Genomic DNA, 17,832 nt, shown 5'->3' on the forward strand with positions numbered 1-17,832 from the left:
AAATTACAGAATATCCAGTAATTCCACTTCAAAAATCAGTGCACTATATGGGGGAATCGATGCACCGGCACCCCGCTCACCATAAGCCAAATCATATGGGATATAAAGTTCCCATTTAGAACCGACAGGCATCAGGGTCAATGCTTCGATCCATCCGGCAATCACACCATTCACTGGGAATTCGGTAGGTTCGCCACGCTGTACTGAACTGTCAAACACAGTGCCATCAATCAGACGACCAGTATAGTGAACACGAACCCGGTCAGTACGAGCCGGAATTGCACCATCACCCTGTTTTAGTACAGAGAACTGTAAACCAGATTCTGTCGTACTGATACCATCGCGCTGGGCGTTTTCTGCCAGAAACTTCTGACCCTCTTCTGCCATAGCCTGCTGGCGTTCACGACGCACACCGTCTGCACGCTCATGCATCTCACGTAAAGCACGATGCAGTAAATCAACCGGCACCGCTGGAGAACGACTTTCCAGCGCATCACATAACCCTGCCAGCAATGCTTCAGGCTCCAGATCTTGCAGACCAGATTCCAGTAATTGCTGACCGACTTGTAAGCCAACCCCATAACTTGCTTGTGCTTCGATAGAGTCAAAAGAAAGTTTTGCCATGAAAATACCTGTGATCAAATTAAATTAGGCCTGCAAGCATAACAGTGCGATGTAACAGGGTAAACTGAAGATATCACTGGAGGATACGTCTCGCCGCAATATATAAGACTCAATAATCGGTATAACTCTAAGTGGCATATTCATTTCTTAAAGGTTATAATACAAATAAATTCTTTTAAAATATTTTTACTTCCAATTGATTATATAAATAAAATATTATTGATATAGAATTAATTCTACTGCTAATATTATACAATGAGGAAAATCTTATGAATACGTCATTTAATGAGATTTTATCAGAAATTCAGAAATCCAAGACCATGCCGGAATTAGAAAAGAAATTGTTAAACGCGATAAATTATCTGGATTTTGAATTTTACTCAATTTATCAGGAAGAAAAATATCCATTCACGACAAAAAAATATGTTTTAATAACCAATTTAAATATAGAAACTGCAAACAATTATAACCAAAATAATAATCACGACAGCGACCAATTAATGAACGGCGATTATACTTTCTCCATACCTTCAATTTGCAATGAAAAAACATCAAAAAACACTGATTTTATGATTGAAAAATCAAATATAAATGAAGTTAAAAATAGTCTCTCAATTAAAATAAAAGGTTCTCATGGAGAAAGATCAATTTTTTCAGTCGCCAGAAAAGAAGGTGCCATTTCTCACAATGAGATACTTAATAAAGCAGGCATGTTAGGTATATTAGCAAATGAATGCGTGGAAACGTTCAATAACTTGAAGAATAAAGAGGATAAAATAATCATCCCAACACTGTCCACAAGAGAAGTCGAGGTAATAAGGTGGACTTGTGAAGGAAAAACCTCTGCTGAAATAGCCAATATACTGGAAATTTCAACAAGAACAGTTAATTTCCATATCAATAATATTATGGAGAAATTAGTTGTTCCCAATAAAGTCGCAGCGGTTGCTAAAGCAATAGCATATAACTTGATCATATAACAATTAGAGCCAAAACGAGGCTCTAATTATATGAAATTATAAAATATAATTTTTCAAAATATCTCTCCAGGCATCATTAATTTCATTCATCAGGGATTCACATTTGATATGCTCGTCATTAATATGCACACAAACATAACCACAGAAATCATTATTGCTCTTTGGTGTTTCGTAAACCAGCGAATTTTTGTCTAAATTAATTTTTATTGAAATAATATCATAATGTAATTTTCTCAAAATATTATCAATAGATACTAACAATAATCTATTTACTGCTGCTTTACTAAATTTATCATTAATTTTTCCATCTTTACCCGCCAGCAAATTAATCAAGAATGCTCTCCCCTTCGCTTCGGGTAATATCGTTCGATCACTAAATCCTTTAACTAAGTGATCAACCCAAATTTCCTGCAAACTTATACCATATACCCGATTCGCCATATCCCAAATACGCATACCTGCTGGTCTACGGTTAGTTTCAACCAAGAAAGTTTCTCCCGTTTTACTATCTTGCTTAATCTCATTATGGAATGCGCCGAGAGTCTGCCCTGAAATCAGGTTAATTGCTTGCCCTGCTTTATGTAATGCAATAGCATTTCTTCCATCACATTGCGCGGGCACTATTTGCCCTATTTCAACAGGATATTCACCTTTCTGAGAGACTTTTTGCGTTAAAAAAGCCATACAACCAATACCATCGTACGAATATTCTGTATCGAAAGTAATAAGTTCTTCTGCAAGAATTGGGTTGCCACCAGACTGCGCAACAGATTGAGCAAAAGCAGTTGGAATTTTATTCCTATCTTTAATCGCTACCACACCGAAATTTGCCCGGCCACAATTAGGTTTAATAACCACACCATACGGAACAGAATCATAAAACGCCTCCAGTTCATTAATATCATTAATGAAACTGTATCGCGGGGTTTTAATATGCTGGGCCCCAAGCAATGGCGATATACGGGTTTCTTGTTGACGGAACTGAAATTTCTCAATACCCGCGAAACTTAATTCAGGATCATCACCATAAACATTCAGTTTCTTCGCTATAACAGCAGCATACCCGGACACCGCATCCATAAAGGGAAGAATAGCGGCACATGTCATATCAAGTTCAGAAAGAACACCTATTACTTTATCAACATAATTTTCTGTCCGTACAGGTATATGATAGACAAATGGGGTGATATCTTTCTCTTCACCGGACAACATATCACTAATAATCACTAATTCAAGGGAATAATTATACTGAATATAGTCACGAATATTAACGATTTCATTCAGTCTTGCCGGAAGATAATCAAGTACTAACAAGTATTTTTTCGAACTCATATTTCCTCCATTATTAACTATTATGCAAATTGAATTTAAGCGAACGATAAGGATTAATAATGACGAACATCAATAAAACAAATACAGAAAATATCAAATAGATACTATTGTAGGAAAAATAGTTCAGTAAATTAGCACAAATGAAACTGGTTAAAGGTGTCGCTACCTGATTCAAAACAAGCACAACACCGAGATACTGAGAAAAATTCTTCTTCGGAATAAGACTTGCCCGGTAAGAGCGGGAAAAAAGATTGAAACAACCTTCCGAACCAATAACCAGCAAGAAACCCAACGTATAAATAACGAATAACGGACCGGTAGCGAATAATGTCAGACCACATAACGCAATAAGAAAAGCCGTCACACCAACGATACGCACATCAAAAATACGGCATAATTTCGGAGCAACAAAGAAGACACAACAATTCACCACCCCTGCATAAGCCAAAAGCAGGGCATAACTCTCCTGCGGTTGCGAAAAAATACTGGTAATAACATAAACAGCCGTTGATAAGATAGCCCCTTGCATCACATTCATCAGAAATGTCAGGCTAATAACCCGTAGCAGCGACGGGTTTCCCATCAGGAATTTAAAAATCGCAGGCAGATTATAACCTTCTCTATTCGCATGTTCTGCAATCTGATTTTTCCTTTGTAGCTGAAACCATATGAAGCTGCTAATTAGGAAAGGAAAAAAAGCAAATGCAAATACGGCATAAACACTGAATTTATAAACCAGCACACCAACAACCGCTGGGGCTGCGATATAGGTAAACTGTTCAACAAATTGCAAACGAGAGTTAACAGAAGGTAACTCTATTGCATTAATGTTTTTAGAGACGAAACCTTCAAGGTTGACATATCCCGCACCACTAAAAAAAGATAAAACACATGAAAGAGGAATAATGATATATACAATATTATTATCGGAATATATAAATGAAAGAATAAAAAGGAATAAACAAACCAATGAACGTAGAATGTCACTCAGGAATAACATAACCAACGTATGCATCCTGTCACCCATCCAACCAGAAATAGGGAGTGAAATGACTCTGAATAACCGTTCAAGCCCAAAAGCAAAAGATGCAAGTGAAGCGCTATTAGTTGAGGTATACACTAATACAGGCACAGCAAACATAACAAATGCCTCTGAAAAAACAGAAAAAAAGCGAGCCAGTATGATCCTGTGTATCATTAGTATTACCTCAACCTTATTGTCTATCCCATTAGGCTATTTTATTTATCAAATTGAGTCTGGGCAATACTCAAACTGACTTTATCAATTACGCCTACTGGGATAGACTTTTACTACGCAAAATTTAATGAATCGATTTAATCAAATAATTCCCCAAAACTAAATAATCAATATTTGTTTTCATGAAAGTTTTAATAGCGTCCTCAGGAGAACAAACAATCGGTTCACTATCGTTATAAGAGGTATTCAGCAACAAAGGAACACCTGTTTTCCGATAAAATTCCTCAATCAACCGAGCATAACCTGAATTTGATTCACTATCTACCACCTGAACTCTGGCAGTGCCATCTGCGTGAACGACTGCTGGAATTTGCGATGCTTTATCGACTATAGCATCCATCGCCAACAGCATATATTTTGCAGCTTCAGGTAATTCTTTCCGAACATGGAACCAATCAGCAACATGCTGACGCAATACACTCGGCGCAAATGGCCTGAACATTTCACGATGCTTAACTTTACGATTCATTAAGTCCCGGATATCTTTATTTCTCGGGTCTGCCAACAAACTACGATTACCCAGTGCCCGCGGCCCAAATTCCATCCGCCCCTGGAACCAACCAATCACATTATTTTCAGCCAGTAAGCCTGCGACGACCTCATGAATATTTTCTTCATATGTCCAATCCAAGCCATACTCACTCAAACTACGTTGGTAATCATCATCACTATATTCACCCCCCCAATAAGTATGAGGCAGAGGATAGCGTTGCTCATTTCCAAGAATCTGATGCCAAATAAATAACGCAGCACCTGTAGCAGTACCCGCATCATGCGCGGCAGGTTGTACAAAGATATCTTCAATATCCAACTCTTCATACAACCGTTTATTTGTTATGCAATTTAATGCAACGCCACCAGCAAGACAGAGCTTATTCGTTGCTGTTTCCTGTAAATGATAACGAGCCATATTTAAAACTATCTCATCAGTTATTTCCTGAAGAGAGGCGGCAATATCATAATATTCCTGTGCAACTTCTCCACCAGGAACTCTTTTCTCAATGCCAAACAGAGATTCCAATTTAGAAAAATCTTCACTGCGGAAATTGAGAATAGTATTATCGATAGTAAACTCACCTTTATCATAAATCTTGACTAATTGTTTGAATGCCGGCATAAAACCTTCATGCGTGCCATAAGCAGACATTCCCATTACTTTGCAAGCATCGTATACAGAGAAACCCAAGAACTCTGCCAATTTCTCCCACATAAAACCGATTGAATTAGGGTATTCAATAGTTTTAATTTTTTTCAGGCTATTGCCATCGCCCAAATATATTCCAGCGGTATTATCCTCTCCTACACCATCAAGTGATAACGTTAATGCTTTATCAAATGACGAGACAAAATAAGCCGATGCCGCATGAGCTGTATGATGAGGTACCCAATGAAATTGACCACGAAATCCCATCGACTGCAAAATTTCGGGCACTGAAGTCGTTTTACGATAGAAAATTGACTCACCCGAAAGACTTCCCCAACTGCCTTCATTCTTAATTTCATCAATAAAGACTGACTTTCTTCGTTCTATCGGATCGATAGAAAACCCTATATGACTCACGTCTTCCAATTTAATACCAGCAAAGTCTAATGCGACTTCAATTGAAGCCAATGGCAGTTCATCAGGATTATCAATATTTGCCGGCTTTCCGTGTTTCTTTCTATTTAGCCGCTCTTCTTCAATGGAAAAAATAGTTTCTCCATCCTTTAATAAACAAACTGCTGATTCATGATAAACAGAATTTATACCTAAGATATACATGACTTATTATCCTCTCATTATAGTTAGTTTATTTTTAATACCAGGCAGCGCAAGCTACCACCACTCTTTAAGAATTCACCCATATTACATTTAACAACATGATAACCATAATTATTTAATTGTCGTTCAACCTCAATAGAACAATCATGCATTAAAATATCTTTTCCTATTGGGATATTATTACAGACAAATAACTCTTTGGCATCATGCTCTGATATTGGGATCCTTCGTTCAAAGGTTTTAGAAATATAATCCTGACTTTCTTTAGTAAATGCCTCCGGATAATAAATAACAGTATCTTTGTCAATAAATGAAAATGCCAAAGCCACATGGAAGAAAGTGTTATCCTGAATATGCAGTTCACCTTTGACTTTAAGTTCTGGATATACTTTCTGAATTGTCTTTATTGCTTCTTTATCTGAGCGAGGACCATAACCAAATATGATGTCATTATCCCAATAGATAACATCTCCAAGCCCTTCAAAAAAGATATCTTCATCAACACGATGTATCTCATAACCCAGTTCTTCCAGATAATCTATATAATACTGACTTTCTCCCTGACGTTCAGCGTGCCGGAAATTACTGGCAAGAAACTTATTATTATGCACCATGCCACAATCTCCTGAAAACGTCATATCAGGCAAACCATTAACAGGATCGATAGTGCGAATACTAATACCTCTTTCAGTCAGTCGCTCATAAAGAAAATCCCACTGTTGTTGTGCTAATTTCTTATTCACTTTGTTATTAGGATCCATCCAGTCATTAATAACGTATTCGATATCGTAAAAATCAGGTTTACACATTAATAATTCTTTAATCATAATATTTTCCTCATTCTGGACTTAACACTTTGATTAGTATGAATATTAAATATTTTTGCGAATCCCTCTGCATCACTTTGACTATATAAATGTCCACAGTTATATATCGCCAAATTATGATCATAAATGCTGCTCTTTGAAGAACGGGAGCAAACATTAATATATTTATAACCTAATTCAAGTTTGACCTCACCATTGACATGCTGATTCATACTATCAATAAATTCGTTCAAATGAGTAGATAAGGGATCATACCAAAGTCCGGAATAAACCAGTTCAGCCCATTTTTTATCAATTATTTCTTTAAACCAGTTTTCATTACGATTACTACAGTAGAGTTCCAAATCACGATGAGCGGTAATTAAGATGTGTGCAGCAGGTGATTGATAAATTGCTCGCGTTTTCAAACCTACAATGCCATCTTCAACAATATCAAAAATACCAATTGATAAATTTTTACCAATTTCATTTAATATTTCAATGATTTTATTTAATGATTTCTTTTCGCCGTCAAGCAATAGAGGTATACCATTTTCAAAACCTAATGACAAAGATATTGGCTCAGTGGCCAATAGTGCCCGCTCAAATAACTTCTCTTTGACATCCTCAGGAACCAATGTTTCTGGTTCTTCCAATGGACCGCATTCGATACTCAATCCCCATATATTTTCACTGGTAGAATAGGGATTATTACAACCAAACTCTTGAGGAATACCATATTGGGCAGCATAATTATTTACGATATTTTCATCGTATTTAAAATCTCTCAATGAAGAAATAGGAATTTTGTTCAGAATTTCTATATTCATATCCATTCTGGCTTGATCATTACCTCTGAATTGATGTGCAATATAATTAATATTTAGCTCGTTGGCTACTTCAACGGCGGCTTCAGCAATTGCAGGCCGGGAAAGTGCGGCACTGAGATAATAACCATTTTGATAAATAGCGTTGGCTTTTATTGCTTTTGAAAGAAAATTTTCAGCAAACTGCATTCGATAATCTTTATAAATAAATTTATCGGCACCGGCAACCATGCATTCCAATTCAATATCTTCAATATCTCTTACTTGTCCCTCATCAATATAAAGAGCAATAACCTCTTTAAACTCAGATTTAAGACTTCGTATTATAAGAGGATTATAACGACGATTATAGTAAATCACCAAAACACTATCAGAATTCATTTAGCGTGCACCCCATACTTATAATAATTTCTTCTAACCCAGATTCTGTCGTACTTTCTTCAATGAGTTCTGAGAAATTATTTTCAAATAGCCAGGTATTGTTATAAATCGTGTCTATATAACGCTCTCCACTATCAGGAATAATGACAACGATATTATCTCCAGGTTTAAAATCATCCAAGCGATCCAGTGCCGCACTAACCGCACAGGCTCCCGTCCCACCAATCAGAATACCTTCATTTCTGGCTAATTTTCTTGCCATACGAAATGCGTCAATATCTGCCACTTTCAAAGTAAAATCGATATTGCTGCAATCGAGAATAGTTGGTGTAAATGCCAACCCAGCTCCCTGCACCAGATATTTTCCTGGCTCTCCACCAAAAATAATCGATCCAACAGGTTCAACACCATAAATTCGTACTTGTGGATTTTTTTCTTTCAGATAACGGGAAATCCCTGTGAGGGTTCCACAACTTCCTGCCGTAGAAAAACAAGCCGTCAAATTATCGCCAAAGGTTTCATACAACTCACGCCCTGTGGAATGATAATGTTCATCAGGATTAACCTGGTTCTCAAATTGCATGGGACTGAACGCATTCGGATAGGCTTTTATGATCTCTTTGGTTAAATCAATACGATATTTGACAGTATCCACTCCGGCTTCAAATTCTGGCAGGAAAATAATTTCTGCACCAAATGCTCTGATTTTATCGCGTTTCGCTATCGGCACCATGCGGTCTAAAACAGCAATAAATCGGTAACCCTTAACAGCACACGCCATTGCCAAACCAATAGCAGTATTACCCGATGATGGTTCAATAACCACCATTCCTGGCCTCAATTCTCCCTGGGCTTCCGCCCTTTCCAGCATAGCGACTGCAATACGGTCTTTAATACTTCCACCGGGGTTAATATTCTCCATTTTAAGAAAAACATTAACACCTTTAGTATATTTGCCATCCAACATAACCACAGGGGTATTACCTATAGTTTGTAATATATTTTTACCTAGCTTCATATCCGTTTTATCTCTCATTTTTTGGTCAATGTGAAGAACATACAGTGATGACGAGGTATTTTTATTAACAAATAAATAAAGTACTTTTATATCTAATATATCTATTAATCTATTGATGAAATTACCTATTTTATGAATAATTCTTAGAAAGAATCTAACTCCTATTAAAAATAAGCTCATTTACTTGTGTTCTCACACAATGAGTAATCAACACAACTGATAATTATAAATTTACACCTAAAAGTCTACTGTCAACTCTGACAGTTATATAAAGAAAACTCCATATAAATTTTTGATCTTATTGTTTAATAATAAGAATATATATCATTAATTTCCCATATTCTTATATAACATCAGATAAACCACCATTATAAATATAATATTTGTAATTATATAAAAATATATTTTTAAATTATTATGAAATAATAATATCTGTAATTAACCAGATTTATGAAAGAATAGTTAAGAATATCTGATAAAAGATCCCCCATCACAACGGGATTAGCAATGCTATATTATTAGATAATAAAAAACACGAAACCAATTATTTATAGATAATAATATGATAATTGGTGACATTTATACTATAAAAAACCAAAAATCAATGATAATAAAAACAAACTAAAAGACAGAATTACAGAGAAATACGCAATAAAAACTCTGCTTTGATAAGTTAAAAATAACAAATAGAAAATAAGTCGGATTAATATTCAATTCAATATAAGTTACCCACAGAAATTTTATAGACTAACGAGATAATAGTGAGTTGAAACAATAAAAAACGCCGGCATTGCCAGCGTTTTTTACTTGTTAGCATCAGTTAATCAGAGATTAAGCTTCAGCAACAATGTTAACGTTCAATTTCGCGAATACGTCGCTGTGTACCTGGAAGTTAACTTCATGTTCACCAGTAGTACGCAGAACACCGTTAGGCAGACGAACTTCACTTTTAGATACTTCAACACCTGCGGCAGTCACTGCATCAGCAATATCGCGGGTACCGATAGAGCCGAACAGTTTACCTTCGTCACCCGCTTTAGAAGCGATAGTAACGGAACCCAGTGCGCTGATTTTCTCAGCACGAGCTTGCGCCACTGCCAGAACGTCAGCCAGTTTAGCTTCCAGTTCAGCGCGACGAGCTTCGAAGAATTCGATGTTTTTCTTAGTCGCAGGAACAGCTTTGCCCTGTGGTACTAAGTAGTTACGGGCATAACCCGGTTTAACGTTAACTTGATCACCCAGGCTACCCAGGTTTGCTACTTTATCAAGCAGAATAATTTGCATTACCTTATCCTCTCAGAGTCGTTAATGGACTGTGCCAATTACTGATGACGATCAGTGTAAGGCAACAAAGACAGGTAGCGCGCGCGCTTGATAGCACGAGCGAGCTGACGCTGGTATTTTGCACGGGTGCCAGTAATACGGCTTGGTACAATTTTACCGCTCTCGGTGATGTAGTTTTTCAGCGTAGCGATGTCTTTATAATCAATCTCTTGAACGCCTTCCGCGGTGAAACGGCAGAACTTGCGACGACGGAAATAACGTGCCATTTGGCTAGTCTCCAGAATCTATCAATTCAATCTGCTCGGCATGAAGAACCAGTTTGTTAAGACCATTGCGACCTTGATGGCAACTAATGAATCCTGAAACGGTTAATCGACTGCCGACCGTTATACTGTGAGTTAAAACTTGTAACAATTGTCCGCTGGCAATAACGGGCATTCTGCACCATGCTTGCCTGCTCAGACCGGCTTCCTGCTGCTGTGAGCGATGCTCAAGTACAAACTGGCAATGAGGAATGCCGGCAGGACTGACTTTTCGAATGGGGGCTTTGCACACTGTGCCAGAAAGCACCAAACGATTAGTTGTCACAGTTATTACTCTTCAGAATCCCCAGTTTCTTCAGCATCAACGCCGGCGTCTTCCATAGAGTAATCGCGGCTGCGACGCTCATCTTTGGCTTTAACCATTGGAGATGCTTCAGTTACCGCGTGCTTAACGCGCATAATCATGCTGCGGATAACGGCATCGTTGAAGCGGAAGTTAGTTTCCAACTCATCAATCACTTCCTGCGGCGCTTCGACGTTCAGCAGAACGTAATGAGCTTTGTGCAGTTTGTTGATTGGATAAGCCAGTTGACGGCGGCCCCAGTCTTCCAGACGGTGGATCTGACCTTGCGCGTTAGCGATAGTCGCACTGTAACGCTCGATCATGCCCGGAACCTGTTCGCTTTGGTCAGGATGGACCATAAAAACGATTTCGTAATGACGCATTAGAATTGCTCCTTACGGATTATTCAGCCTCCTGTCAGGGTCAACCGCGGCCCATGGAGGCAAGGAACTTGTTTAAGTGCGGCTGAAAAATTGACGCGTAACTATACCCGCCCCATATAAAAAACTCAAGGAGCGGGTAACGCTTTATGTTATGGGTTACTGCAAACTCCGCTGACGCACTGCTTCAAACAGGCAAATACCCGTTGCAACAGACACATTCAGGGATGAAACTGAACCCGCCATTGGAATACTAATCAATTCATCGCAGTGTTCACGGGTCAGACGACGCATACCTTCCCCTTCAGCCCCCATCACCAGCGCCATAGGGCCGGTTAGTTTACTCTGATGTAGCGTATGGTCAGCTTCTCCTGCTGTACCCACCACCCAAATATTGTGTTCCTGTAACAAACGCAAAGTACGGGCAAGGTTGGTGACATGAACAAGTGGTACGCTCTCCGCAGCTCCACATGCCACTTTCTTCGCAGTGGCATTAAGCTGGGCGGAACGGTCACGAGGTACAATAACAGCATGTACACCTGCTGCATCAGCACTGCGCAGGCAAGCCCCCAGATTATGTGGATCTGTCACACCATCAAGCACCAGCAAGAAAGGAGTTTCTATTTGTGCCAGCAAATCTGGCAGGTCATTTTCCTGATACTGACGACCTGGCTTTACTTTAGCAACAATCCCCTGATGCACAGCACCTTCCGTCTGATTATCCAACCACTGACGATTTGCCAGTTGGATAGTCATCCCGATATTTTCCAGTTCATTAATCAGTGGTGTCAGACGGCGGTCTTCGCGTCCTTTCAATACATAAACTTCCATAAAACGCTGAGGATCGCGCTCCAGTAAAGCCTTAACGGCATGAATGCCGTAGATAATTTCACTCATAATCTTCTTATTTTCACTGTCATACAGCACTGACATACCATGAACCCATCCATCAGGCTCAATGTATTCAAGAGACTAAAATATTCAGGCTACCCTGAAAAAACAGGATAGACCTTTGATTATTTATCTGCGCTTTTCTTAGCCCGCTTAGCTTTGAATTTAGCAGCAATTTTCTGTGTTTTGGCTGAAAGGTTCTTACCCTTTTTCTTATCTCCTTTAGGCTTATCCACAGATTTCTTTTTATGGAAAGCACCATCAGGTTCAACGTTAGCCTGTTTGCTATAACTACGCTCTTTCTTACTATTTTTACGGCCAGGCTCTGCTTTTCTCGCCCTGTCACGCGCTGTCTTGCCGACATTTCGGGCTTCCCGGCTAACGGAGAGCAGTTTAAAATCAATATTACGCTCATCCATATGAACAGCTTCCACACGGATTTCAACTTCATCTCCCAGCCGGAACGTTTTACCCGAAAATTCACCAATTAAACGCTGACCAACATTATCGAAATGATAATAATCATTATTCAATGTGGAAACATGTACCAGACCGTCAATAAACAGATCATTCAGACGAACAAAGAAGCCGAAACCGGTCACACTAGTGATAATTCCAGTAAAGGCATTGCCCACCTGATCCTGCATAAAGTCACACTTAAGCCAATCGGCAACATCTCTCGTGGCTTCATCGGCACGGCGCTCTGTCATAGAGCAATGTTGGCCCAGTTGCAGCATATGCTCCATATCGCTGTGCCATCCACCGGTCAGTGTCCCACATTGCTCAACAACACCTTGTTGTTTCGCCAGCAGATATTTAATCGCCCGATGCAGCACCAAATCAGGATAACGGCGGATAGGTGAGGTAAAATGCGCATAAGAATGCAATGAAAGACCGAAATGACCACGGTTTTCCGGATCATAAATTGCCTGTTTCATTGAACGCAGCAACATGGTTTGCAATAACTCACGATCCGGGCGTTCAGCCACTTGCTGCATAAGTTGCGCATAATCCTTTGGTGTTGGTTGCATACCACCCGGCAGAGTTAACCCCAATTCACCAAAAACAGAGCGCAGATTAACAATGCTCTCGTCTTTTGGCCGATCATGAATGCGGTAAAGCACCGGTTCGCCGTTTTTCTCCACGAAACGCGCAGCCGCAATATTCGCCAGAATCATGCACTCTTCAATCAGTTTATGAGCATCATTGCGGGCAACCGGTTCAATTCGCTCAATACGGCGTTCAGCGTTAAAGATAAACTTCGCCTCTTCTGATTCAAAGGAGATGGCACCACGCTGTTCACGGGCATTTTCCAACGCCTGATAAAGCTCATGTAAATGTTCAATATGCTGAACCAGCGGTTTATAGTGCTCACGCAGCTCTTCATCACCCTGCAACATACGCCATACTTTGGTATAGGTCAGACGGGCGTGAGAATTCATGACTGCTTCGTAAAATTTATAGGATGACAATTTTCCCTGCTCTGAAACCGTCATCTCACACACCATACAAAGGCGGTCAACCTGTGGATTCAGAGAACAAAGGCCATTGGAAAGCACTTCAGGTAACATAGGAACAACCTGAGACGGAAAGTAAACTGAATTACTCCGGTTGCGGGCTTCTGTATCCAATGCTGTTTGTGGGCGGACATAGTAACTGACATCAGCAATAGCAACCCATAAACGCCAGCCGCCGCTTCGTTTTCTTTCACAATAAACGGCATCATCAAAGTCACGGGCATCCTCACCATCAATTGTCACCAATGGCAGAGCACGCAGATCAACGCGGTCTTTTTTTGCAGATTCTGGCACCTGCTCATCCAGGGAAGCCACTTGGTTTTCCACCTGTGGCGGCCAACTGTGCGGAATTTCATGAGTACGCAGGGCAATTTCCACGGCCATGTTCGTTCCCATCTTTTCACCCAGCACTTCAACTATTTTACCAACAGCTTTTGTACGGCGCGCTGGACGTGTAGTCAACTCAACGACGACGACGTTCCCCATGCGGGCACCACTATTTTCATCTTTCGGGATCAGGATATCAAAGCTCAAACGACTATCATCCGGCACAACAAAACCCATACCGGAATCAATAAAATAGCGGCCAACAATCTGGCTGGTCTTGGGTACCAACACACGGACAATACGCGCTTCACTACGCCCTTTGCGATCAGAAGGTAGTGGCTGCGCCAGTACGACATCACCATGAATAGCCATTTTTAACTGCTCGGCAGAGAGATAAAAATCGTCTTTACGGCCTTCTACCCGCAGGAACCCATAACCATCTCTGTGGCCAATGACGGTACCTTTCAATAAATCCAGTTTTTCCGGCAAGGCGTAACATTGACGGCGCGTGAAAAGCAGTTGACCATCACGCTCCATCGCCCGTAAACGACGACGTAACGCTTCAAGCTCCTCATCGTTAGTCAGATTCAGCTCTTGTGCCAGTTCCTGGCGACTTACCGGTGCAGTGTGTTTAGAAATAATGTCTAAGATGTATTCGCGGCTTGGAATAGGAGATTCGTATTTTTCTGCTTCACGTTCCAAAAAAGGATCTTGTGACATGGCGGTTCCTCCGTTGTCATCAGCAGGCTGTTTGCGCCATTTCTTCATTCGGTCAGAAGCAGCTTATAAAGGGGGATATTATCTTCAACCATATCAGCTAAAGTATGTTTATCCAGTTCATTCAAAAATGTTTCTATTGCCTGATTTAATACCACTTTCAGGCGACATGCAGAGGTAATATGGCAAGATTCCTGGCTACAATTAACCAATGATAATGGTTCGAGAGCACGAACGACATCACCAATTCTAATATCCTTTGCTGACTTACCCAGACGAATGCCACCGTTTTTACCACGAACAGCATCCACTAATCCTAAGTGGCTCAACTGGTTAATAATTTTTACCATGTGGTTACGAGAAACACCATAAACACGAGTGACTTCAGAAATACTGGTCATCCGGTTTTGCGGTAAAGCAGCCATATAAATTAGCGCGCGCAAGCCATAATCTGTAAAACTCGTTAACTGCACATCAACCTCTGGATAATGAGATATAAGCTAATATATCCGAGAACAAATTAAAAAAATAAGTATTTGTTCAATTTATATACCTTGAATTGGCCGAAATCATGTTAATCATCTGGTAGTTAGCAAAAAAGACCATAATAGATAGCAAAAAACCGGACTGAAAAGCCCGGCTTTACCTGATTATGTGACACAATCAAGCATCAAACGGATCACGTAGAATCATAGTTTCTGAACGATCCGGGCCTGTAGAAATAATATCAACCGGAACACCGGTCAGCTCTTCTACACGTTTGATATAATTCAGTGCCGCCTGAGGCAATTTGCTGTGCTCTTTCACACCAAAAGTACTTTCATCCCAGCCAAGCATAGTCTCATAAACAGGTTCAATACCTTCCCAGTCATCCGCAGCCAGAGGTGTTGTCTCAACCACTCGACCATCAGGCATCCGGTAACCAACGCAAATTTTTACTTCTTTCAAACCATCCAGTACGTCCAGTTTGGTCATACAGAAACCAGACAGTGAGTTGATTTGTACTGCACGGCGAATAGCAATGATATCCAGCCAGCCAGTACGACGGCTACGCCCCGTAGTCGCACCGAATTCCTGACCTTTTTCACGCAGGTAATTGCCAGTTTCATCAAACAACTCAGTTGGGAATGGGCCAGCACCAACACGAGTGGAGTAAGCCTTGATAATCCCCAAAACATAATCAACATAGCGTGGACCTAAACCGGAACCTGTTGCAACGCCACCCGCCGTGGTGTTGGAAGAGGTCACGTATGGATAGGTACCGTGGTCGATATCCAACAGCGTGCCTTGTGCGCCTTCGAACATAACCAGCTCACCTTTCTGAGTTGCTTTATACAACAAGTCAGAAACGTCAACAACCATACCCGTCAGAATATCGGCAACAGCCATGATTTCGTCCAGAGTTTTCTGGTAATCAACCGCCGGTTCCTGGTAATAGTTAACCAGTTGGAAGTTATGATATTCGATAATTTCTTTCAGCTTGGCCGCAAATACTTCTTTATCAAACAAATCACCAACGCGCAGACCACGACGTGCAACTTTGTCTTCATACGCAGGGCCGATACCGCGGCCGGTTGTACCAATTGCTTTTGCGCCACGTGCTTTTTCACGGGCATTATCTAACGCAACATGGTACGGAAGAATAAGCGGACAAGCTTCTGAAATGAGCAAACGCTCGCGGACAGGAACACCCCGGGACTCTAACGCGTTTATCTCTTTCATCAGCGCGTCCGGTGCTAATACAACTCCGTTTGCGATGATGCTGATAACATTTTCACGCAGGATCCCCGACGGGATTAAGTGGAGAACGGTTTTTTCACCGTTGATAACCAGTGTATGACCAGCATTATGGCCCCCTTGATAACGAACAACATACTTAGCTCGTTCAGTCAGCAAGTCGACGATCTTGCCCTTGCCCTCGTCACCCCATTGGGTGCCCAATACGACAACGTTCTTACCCATTTCAAAATTCACTCGGTTGCTTAAAAATGGATTCTAACATCTCATTCCACACCTTTCAGTAATTTTTATCACATCTGTTATTTTTGTTGACCACCTGACACGACAAGGCCCGCCTGATGCGGGCCTTACTTAAATATTCAAAAATCTATCAATGCTGAACTGCTCGTTTTTCAGGTGCTTTCATATAACGAAAGAAATCAGTATCCGGGCTTAACACCAGAACATCTTTCCCATCTTCACTGAAGCTCTTCTCGTAAGCACGTAAGCTACGGATAAAGGCATAGAAGTCAGGATCTTTGCTGAATGCATCAGCAAACAGTTTAGCAGCTTCTGCATCACCGGAACCGCGCAAAGTACGGGCTTCACGCTCCGCTTTCGCCAATGTTTCAGTCACTTGTTTATCTGCTGTTGCACGCAATTTTTCTGCCTCTTCCTGACCCTGAGAGCGGTGACGACGGGCTACTGCTTCACGCTCTGCACGCATACGCTGGAAGATAGCTTCTGAAACTTCCAGTGGCAGGTTAATCTGTTTGATACGCACATCAACAACCTCAATCCCCAGAGCAGCCATACTGTTCGGATTAATGGCCAGTTGTTTACTCGCTGTTTCTTTCTCTACACGAGCCGCCGCTGAGGCAATCGCATCATCGGCTTCACTGGTAGCCACTGCTTCGCCGTCAGTCGTACCTTTGTTCAGGGCGTCACGAACATCGGTAGTCAGTTTACCACGGGAATCAGTCACAATGCCGCGAACATCCAGACGACCAATCTCAGAACGCAAACGGTCACTGAACTTACGTTTCAACAGAACTTCAGCCTGAGAAATATCACCATTACCGGTAGCCAGATAGTAACGGCTGAAATCGATAATGCGCCATTTCAGGTAAGAATCAACAATCAGGTCTTTATTTTCACTGGTCAGGAAACGGTCCGCCTGAATATCCATAGTCTGGATACGGGCATCAAGTGTTTTCACTGTTTCAATGAATGGCACTTTAAAGTGCAAACCCGGTGCATAAACAATCGGTTTATTTTCCGCGTCACGGGCAACCTTACTGAAACGCAGAACAATACCGCGCTGTCCTTCATGCACAACAAACACTGAAGTATACAAAGCCACCAATACAGCAACAATAATAACGATGAATGACTTACGCATG

Annotated in this window: 17 protein-coding genes; 1 reads left to right on the top strand and 16 read right to left on the bottom strand. The window is 40.7% G+C overall.

Going from position 1 to position 17,832, the window contains the following annotated elements:
- Positions 1-3 precede the first annotated feature (3 nt).
- Entirely contained in the window at positions 4-624 is a 621-nt protein-coding gene (locus VY86_RS06180) for a BamJ family beta-barrel-assembly machinery protein (protein ID WP_046974314.1), read from the bottom strand.
- 269 nt (positions 625-893) lie between these two features.
- Here VY86_RS06180 and VY86_RS06185 point away from each other — a divergent pair, with 269 nt between their 5' ends.
- Positions 894-1,604, top strand: coding sequence for a helix-turn-helix domain-containing protein (locus tag VY86_RS06185; protein ID WP_046974315.1), 711 nt, complete (start codon positions 894-896; stop codon positions 1,602-1,604).
- 36 nt (positions 1,605-1,640) lie between these two features.
- Here the strand turns inward: VY86_RS06185 and VY86_RS06190 are convergent, their stop codons facing one another.
- From VY86_RS06190 to hflC, 15 genes are all read right to left on the bottom strand, one after another.
- Positions 1,641-2,918: an ATP-grasp domain-containing protein gene (locus VY86_RS06190; RefSeq protein ID WP_238591582.1), complete on the bottom strand. Its 1,278-nt coding sequence runs from the start codon at positions 2,916-2,918 to the stop codon at positions 1,641-1,643.
- A 31-nt stretch (positions 2,919-2,949) separates the two neighbouring features.
- Positions 2,950-4,077, bottom strand: a complete 1,128-nt coding sequence (locus VY86_RS06195; RefSeq protein WP_238591583.1) for an MFS transporter — start codon at positions 4,075-4,077, stop codon at positions 2,950-2,952.
- Between the two features lie 181 nt (positions 4,078-4,258).
- Positions 4,259-5,956, bottom strand: a complete 1,698-nt coding sequence (locus VY86_RS06200; protein WP_046974318.1) for a carbamoyltransferase family protein — start codon at positions 5,954-5,956, stop codon at positions 4,259-4,261.
- A 23-nt stretch (positions 5,957-5,979) separates the two neighbouring features.
- Complete coding sequence (locus tag VY86_RS06205; RefSeq protein ID WP_046974319.1) at positions 5,980-6,783, bottom strand: dimethylarginine dimethylaminohydrolase family protein; 804 nt, start codon at positions 6,781-6,783, stop codon at positions 5,980-5,982.
- Positions 6,780-7,970 (bottom strand): argininosuccinate synthase, encoded by a 1,191-nt coding sequence (gene argG, locus VY86_RS06210; protein WP_046974320.1) that lies wholly within the window; start codon positions 7,968-7,970, stop codon positions 6,780-6,782. The genes VY86_RS06205 and argG overlap by 4 nt, the downstream gene beginning before the upstream one ends.
- A complete protein-coding gene (locus tag VY86_RS06215) occupies positions 7,960-9,168 on the bottom strand; it encodes a PLP-dependent cysteine synthase family protein (protein WP_238591584.1) in 1,209 nt (402 codons plus the stop codon). The genes argG and VY86_RS06215 overlap by 11 nt, the downstream gene beginning before the upstream one ends.
- Before the next feature lie 651 nt (positions 9,169-9,819).
- Positions 9,820-10,272 (bottom strand): 50S ribosomal protein L9, encoded by a 453-nt coding sequence (rplI, locus tag VY86_RS06220; RefSeq protein ID WP_046974321.1) that lies wholly within the window; start codon positions 10,270-10,272, stop codon positions 9,820-9,822.
- 38 nt (positions 10,273-10,310) lie between these two features.
- The gene (gene rpsR / locus VY86_RS06225; protein ID WP_000135199.1) at positions 10,311-10,538 is read right to left on the bottom strand and encodes a 30S ribosomal protein S18; all 228 of its coding nucleotides are present in this window, start codon (positions 10,536-10,538) and stop codon (positions 10,311-10,313) included.
- 4 nt (positions 10,539-10,542) lie between these two features.
- Positions 10,543-10,860, bottom strand: a complete 318-nt coding sequence (gene priB / locus VY86_RS06230) for a primosomal replication protein N (protein ID WP_021322928.1) — start codon at positions 10,858-10,860, stop codon at positions 10,543-10,545.
- A gap of 5 nt (positions 10,861-10,865) precedes the next feature.
- Positions 10,866-11,261, bottom strand: coding sequence for a 30S ribosomal protein S6 (gene rpsF, locus VY86_RS06235; RefSeq protein ID WP_046974322.1), 396 nt, complete (start codon positions 11,259-11,261; stop codon positions 10,866-10,868).
- 156 nt (positions 11,262-11,417) lie between these two features.
- The gene (gene rlmB, locus VY86_RS06240) at positions 11,418-12,155 is read right to left on the bottom strand and encodes a 23S rRNA (guanosine(2251)-2'-O)-methyltransferase RlmB (RefSeq protein ID WP_046976745.1); all 738 of its coding nucleotides are present in this window, start codon (positions 12,153-12,155) and stop codon (positions 11,418-11,420) included.
- Between the two features lie 119 nt (positions 12,156-12,274).
- The gene (rnr, locus tag VY86_RS06245) at positions 12,275-14,713 is read right to left on the bottom strand and encodes a ribonuclease R (RefSeq protein ID WP_046976746.1); all 2,439 of its coding nucleotides are present in this window, start codon (positions 14,711-14,713) and stop codon (positions 12,275-12,277) included.
- A 44-nt stretch (positions 14,714-14,757) separates the two neighbouring features.
- The gene (nsrR, locus tag VY86_RS06250) at positions 14,758-15,183 is read right to left on the bottom strand and encodes a nitric oxide-sensing transcriptional repressor NsrR (RefSeq protein ID WP_046974323.1); all 426 of its coding nucleotides are present in this window, start codon (positions 15,181-15,183) and stop codon (positions 14,758-14,760) included.
- A 190-nt stretch (positions 15,184-15,373) separates the two neighbouring features.
- Entirely contained in the window at positions 15,374-16,672 is a 1,299-nt protein-coding gene (locus VY86_RS06255; protein ID WP_046976747.1) for an adenylosuccinate synthase, read from the bottom strand.
- A 148-nt stretch (positions 16,673-16,820) separates the two neighbouring features.
- Positions 16,821-17,831, bottom strand: coding sequence for a protease modulator HflC (gene hflC, locus VY86_RS06260; RefSeq protein WP_046974324.1), 1,011 nt, complete (start codon positions 17,829-17,831; stop codon positions 16,821-16,823).
- Position 17,832: the final 1 nt, after the last annotated feature.

This window comes from Photorhabdus thracensis (assembly GCF_001010285.1).
GTDB classification, from domain to species: domain Bacteria; phylum Pseudomonadota; class Gammaproteobacteria; order Enterobacterales; family Enterobacteriaceae; genus Photorhabdus; species Photorhabdus temperata.

Bases quoted from the DNA above. Each gene is read 5' to 3' on its own strand.
- VY86_RS06180 (WP_046974314.1), bottom strand. From the start codon at position 624: ATGGCAAAACTTTCTTTTGACTCTATCGAAGCACAAGCAAGTTATGGG.
- VY86_RS06185 (WP_046974315.1), top strand. From the start codon at position 894: ATGAATACGTCATTTAATGAGATTTTATCAGAAATTCAGAAATCCAAG.
- VY86_RS06195 (WP_238591583.1), bottom strand. From the start codon at position 4,077: ATGTTTGCTGTGCCTGTATTAGTGTATACCTCAACTAATAGCGCTTCA.
- VY86_RS06200 (WP_046974318.1), bottom strand. From the start codon at position 5,956: ATGTATATCTTAGGTATAAATTCTGTTTATCATGAATCAGCAGTTTGT.
- VY86_RS06205 (WP_046974319.1), bottom strand. From the start codon at position 6,783: ATGATTAAAGAATTATTAATGTGTAAACCTGATTTTTACGATATCGAA.
- argG (WP_046974320.1), bottom strand. From the start codon at position 7,970: ATGAATTCTGATAGTGTTTTGGTGATTTACTATAATCGTCGTTATAAT.
- VY86_RS06215 (WP_238591584.1), bottom strand. From the start codon at position 9,168: ATGAGCTTATTTTTAATAGGAGTTAGATTCTTTCTAAGAATTATTCAT.
- rplI (WP_046974321.1), bottom strand. From the start codon at position 10,272: ATGCAAATTATTCTGCTTGATAAAGTAGCAAACCTGGGTAGCCTGGGT.
- rpsR (WP_000135199.1), bottom strand. From the start codon at position 10,538: ATGGCACGTTATTTCCGTCGTCGCAAGTTCTGCCGTTTCACCGCGGAA.
- rpsF (WP_046974322.1), bottom strand. From the start codon at position 11,261: ATGCGTCATTACGAAATCGTTTTTATGGTCCATCCTGACCAAAGCGAA.
- rlmB (WP_046976745.1), bottom strand. From the start codon at position 12,155: ATGAGTGAAATTATCTACGGCATTCATGCCGTTAAGGCTTTACTGGAG.
- rnr (WP_046976746.1), bottom strand. From the start codon at position 14,713: ATGTCACAAGATCCTTTTTTGGAACGTGAAGCAGAAAAATACGAATCT.
- VY86_RS06255 (WP_046976747.1), bottom strand. From the start codon at position 16,672: ATGGGTAAGAACGTTGTCGTATTGGGCACCCAATGGGGTGACGAGGGC.
- hflC (WP_046974324.1), bottom strand. From the start codon at position 17,831: ATGCGTAAGTCATTCATCGTTATTATTGTTGCTGTATTGGTGGCTTTG.